This is a genomic window from Geobacillus sp. LYN3, assembly GCF_003064505.1.
Taxonomy (GTDB): Bacteria; Bacillota; Bacilli; order Bacillales; family Anoxybacillaceae; genus Parageobacillus_B; species Parageobacillus_B toebii.
The window spans coordinates 995,912-1,000,572 of sequence record NZ_QCWL01000001.1 but is presented as its reverse complement, the minus strand read 5'-3'; the positions used below and the strand labels follow the sequence as shown (position 1 = coordinate 1,000,572).

Genomic DNA, 4,661 nt, shown 5'->3' with positions numbered 1-4,661 from the left:
GTTGTTTGATACAAAAATACATTTTTTCACCTCCCATCTAACTATATGATACTATATTTTACTGAATCTATCGTATTTTCATCAAAATATAGTTAAGGCGATTCCTCTCCCACTTACTCCGCTTCGCTTCGTTGAAATGGGAGTCTTCTCGCCTAATTAAGATAAAAAGTTCTAACCACAACATTGCAAGCACCTTCAATGGTTTAAAATATCATTTATCAAATACTCTGCATCGGCACCCACTCCTCCAATAAGAGCAGATCCCCTTCGATACTGCCACGGCAATCCCAAGAAGTACAATCCTTTCACAGAAGTTACCCCTCTTTGGTGAATGGGCTTTCCTCTATGGTCTAAAACATTCGGAATTTGAATCCAACTGTAATCAGAATAAAATCCAGTTGCCCAAATGACATTTTGAACTTGAATTTGACTGTTATCTGCAAAAGAAATAACATCTCCTAAAATACTTTCTGTTCTGGGTTTAATTTTAATTTTGCCTTCTTGTATTAAATGTTTCAGTTCTTTACCGAAAATAGGGTCACTTTGCTTACTGATAAACTGACCTAACGAGCTGTTGATATGGACATTTAATAAACCTAATTTTTTAAACCACCAGAAAATACTTTTACCCATTATTTCAAGTGGAAAGAACTTCATTTTATGACCTACAGATAAATAAACTTCTCTGTCTTCGGACAATTCAACAGCAATTTGTGCCCCTGAATTTCCCGCACCGACTACCAAAACAGAGCCTTCTTGTAATTGAGATGGATTCAAATAACGGGATGTATGCACTTGATACACTTTATCGGATAAGCTTTCTGCAAATGGTGGAATGTATGGCTTTTGGAAAGGACCCGTTGCTACAACCACTTTCTCTGCCACATAATTACCATTATTGGTTGTAACTTTAAAAATCTCATCTTCTTTTTGAAGGGAAATGACTTCTGTGTTCAGATGAATAGGTAATTCAAATTTTTGAGCATAATCCTCTAAATAATCGGCAATTTCATCCTTGGTTGGATATCCGTTCGGGTCACCCTTTAAAGCCATTCCTGGCAAAGAACTGAACCAGCGAGGAGTAAAAAGAACTAAGGAATCATATCGGTTTCTCCAAACATCTCCGATTCGATTTTCCTTGCCAACAATGGCAAACAATATATTATTTTGTTTCAGATAATATCCCATCGCTAGTCCTGCCTGACTAGCACCGATAACCAGAACATCAACGATGTGTTGCATTTTATCACCTCTCTTCTGAAAAGGATTAAACTTTCATTTCCCCGTGATGGATTTGAGAGGTTTCAATTTGAATGGTTGCATGCTGAATTTTAAAGTGGTCCTCAATAAAATGGATCGCTTCTTGTAAAACCTTTTGGCTGTCTTGATGATCTTCAATCAAAATATGGCAACTTAATGAGTCTAACCCTGAAGTAATTGTCCAAATATGAAGGTCGTGAACGTTAATCACTCCTTCAATACTTTCTAAGGCTTTTTTCACTTCATTTTGGTCAATGGTAATTGGCGTTCCTTCCATCAAAATGTGAACCGTATGTTTAATCACTCCCCAAGCGCCTTTCAAGATTAATAAGGCAACCAAAATGGAAATAATGGGGTCAGCGACATACCAACTAAAGAGCCACATGACAAGCCCAGCGATGATAGCACCTACGGAACCCAAAGCGTCACCGATCACATGAAGATAGGCACTACGCAGATTGACATTATTTTTTACATCCCCTTTTTTCATTAACGCCCAGGCACTTAAAAGATTGGCAAAAAGTCCAATGGACGCAATCAGCATCATAGAGCCGCTAGCCACGGTTGGAGGATTGTAAAAACGTTCAATTGCTTCCCAAATAATAAATCCAGCGATAACAAACAAGGTAACTCCATTAAACAAAGCGGCTAAGATTTCAAAACGATAAAAGCCATACGTTTTATTGGGGGAAGCTGGTTTGGTGGCAAACCAAATTGCCACTAAGCTAAGAACAAGTGAACTAGCATCACTAAGCATATGACCAGAGTCAGAAAGAAGGGCTAGGCTGTTTGTGATTAAACCTCCGAAAAACTCTAACAACATAATTCCAGCGGTAATGAGAAGGGCAATTGTAAGCCCTTTTTTATTTCCTTCTCTACTGTGATCATGGTGATGTCCGTGGTGATGGTGATGACCATGGTGGTCGTGAGAATGATGGTGGTGATGATGATGCATGATAAAATACCTCCTTAATGATGTTCAGCATGGTCAATGGCTTGTTTTAATAATGAAATAACATGTTCGTCATCGCAGGAGTAAAACAGTGTTTTTCCTTCACGGCGATACTTAACCAGTCTCAGATTTCGTAACATACTAAGTTGATGGGAAACGGCTGATTGAGACATTTCCAACACTTCTGCAATGTGATTGACATTGCACTCTTCTTGCGATAACAAATAAAGAATTTTGATTCGTGTTGGATCGGCTAATACCTTAAATATTCGCGATACATTTTCAATGGTTTCAGATTTTAAGAAAGAATGGTCTTCCATCTTCATGATGATTCCCCTCACTTTATTTATTATATATGAGCATATGTTCATATGTATGTATCATATTTTATATTCATTTTTTTTGTCAAGTTTAGGAAATGTTTTTTCATGAAAATGGGTTATTTAGCTCATAATGAATGGAAGGAGGATGATGACAACCGTTCAGGTGGAAAAATCGGACTTGCAACATGGCGATTTAAGGGTATAAAAAGGACAGCAGTGAGCTGTCCTTTCGAATATCAGCACATCTTTTGTAAATTCTTCTTCAAGTTCCCGTATGACGTTATCCTCAAGTTTTTTACAGAAAAAACAAGTAAAATGAAACCAATATAAAACCGATTATAGCCATGATAACACAGTATATTTTGGTAGATGCGCGTAAAGCTGTTCCAAAAATTTCTTTTCCCGTCACGGAAAGCATTACCCCCATCGCCAATGCGATAATCATTGCTACTAACCAAGGAACCCCCATTCCGTAATTGCTTCCGATGAATGCTCCAACTCCTATGGGGGCGGAGGCTATGGTTGCCCCAAGTATGATGCTGAGAATTCCAAACCCAGCCATCAGCAAGGGAGTAAAAACAGCAATACCTTCTGGAATATTGTGAAGCATAATCGCAGTCATCATTGGTTTAGTCAATGAATCGTGAGTATTGGCTCCAAGTGCGATGCCTGTTGGAAAATTGTGTAGGGCAATACTGAATGTTAAAAATAGACCAGAATGTACAAATAAGTCTTTTTTAGCGTCATTGGTAATAATGATCACATGATGGGAAACCTTTTCTAGATGCTTATAAATAAAATAACCAAAAATCAATCCGACAATAGCAATAAACCAACCTCCAATTTCTATGCTTTCAGGCAAAATTTCCATCGTGACCAGTCCAAATATCATACCACTACATACTGAAAAAATGGTTGGCGTTCCTTTTTGCCAGCCTTTAAACAACCAAGCAATCACTCCGCCAGATAACATTCCAATAGCAGAAGCAGAAAACCCTAAAAGCCAAAGTGAGTTCATCCATCATCCCCCTTGTACTAAGTTGTCTTTACTTTTATATCTGCCAAACTTATAAAATATGCCTTAAGAAAACAAAAAATCCTCCACCGTGGGAGGATTGTAAAGCCTTCGTTTTCGGAAAAGTGAGGTTTGTTTATTATAAAGGCATTGGAGTTTTAGTTGGTTTTGCGTAACCTTCTTTGTACTTTTCATCAATGTAATGGCGAATTTCCTTTATAGACTTACCTTCTTGTTTCATTTTAATGGATTCCGCTGCGATTTGTAAGCAAACACCACAACGAGTACCGTGGTCATCCCAGACAACAGAACCATCTTTATTGATTTTTTTGACAAAGCAATTCATACTACTTTTATGTCCCGCACTCTCGGCACAACCGCAATAACAAGGAATCCATTGTAACAACTCTATTGATTTGCCAGCAGCTTGATATACCAAGCGGACCTCTTCACTTTGACCTTTCAAAAAGGTCGGTAAAACGTCAGCAGAAGCAGTTTTTTCTTGCAAATCCCCATTGGAAGAATGCTCTTGATGTGATTGTTCTTTATTGGAACTGCAAGCCGAAATGATCAAAGTGAGCAGAAGTAAAACAATCATTCCCTTATATTTCATCCTTGTCACCTCTTATAACATTAGACATGACTAATATATCATAAGGGGTGGACATATTCAGCGTAATAATAAATTGTTCAAAATATTGTCAATTTATAAAGCTAAATCAACATATTATATTAGTCAACTATAATATGATCAGTTATAATAGGTACCGTCAAGAATTTTGTGTAATGCAAGATAGATAGGGTATCTCTGAAATGGATTTGGAATGGATAGGGGACTAGTTTCCTCCACACGAGGGACTGAATATTCAGTCTATTGCGCAGAAAGGGAGAATCCCCTTATCGTATTGGTTTGATATTTACATTATTTGGTTAATTGTAACGTTCTTCAAACATTCGCTCGAGGGCTTCCTGTGCTTCGGCAAATCCTCGCAACTTTCGTCCTGCCCATTTCTCGTTAAAATCTTGAATGGTCAAATATACGACTTTTTCCGCGGCTTCTAAACTGCTCAAACTGTTCATCGGCTTTAGACGTTTCCGAATCTCCTTGATC

5 protein-coding genes and 1 pseudogene are annotated in these 4,661 nt (G+C 37.8%); all 6 read right to left on the bottom strand.

Features of this window, described 5'->3' with window-relative positions:
• Positions 1 to 195 precede the first annotated feature (195 nt).
• On the bottom strand, positions 196 to 1,242 hold the full coding sequence (locus DCC82_RS05215; RefSeq protein ID WP_011230086.1) for a flavin-containing monooxygenase: 1,047 nt from the start codon (positions 1,240 to 1,242) through the stop codon (positions 196 to 198).
• A gap of 25 nt (positions 1,243 to 1,267) precedes the next feature.
• Positions 1,268 to 2,215 (bottom strand): cation diffusion facilitator family transporter, encoded by a 948-nt coding sequence (locus DCC82_RS05210; RefSeq protein WP_011230085.1) that lies wholly within the window; start codon positions 2,213 to 2,215, stop codon positions 1,268 to 1,270.
• 14 nt (positions 2,216 to 2,229) lie between these two features.
• Positions 2,230 to 2,538, bottom strand: a complete 309-nt coding sequence (locus DCC82_RS05205; protein WP_094239611.1) for an ArsR/SmtB family transcription factor — start codon at positions 2,536 to 2,538, stop codon at positions 2,230 to 2,232.
• Positions 2,539 to 2,830: 292 nt separating this feature from the next.
• Entirely contained in the window at positions 2,831 to 3,553 is a 723-nt protein-coding gene (locus tag DCC82_RS05195; protein WP_012749256.1) for a ZIP family metal transporter, read from the bottom strand.
• A gap of 136 nt (positions 3,554 to 3,689) precedes the next feature.
• Positions 3,690 to 4,163 carry a PCYCGC domain-containing protein gene (locus DCC82_RS05190; RefSeq protein ID WP_011230081.1) on the bottom strand — a complete coding sequence of 158 codons (474 nt, stop codon included), beginning with the start codon at positions 4,161 to 4,163 and terminating at the stop codon, positions 3,690 to 3,692.
• A 317-nt stretch (positions 4,164 to 4,480) separates the two neighbouring features.
• Positions 4,481 to 4,661: pseudogene (locus DCC82_RS17975) on the bottom strand (IS256 family transposase); the annotation flags it as partial.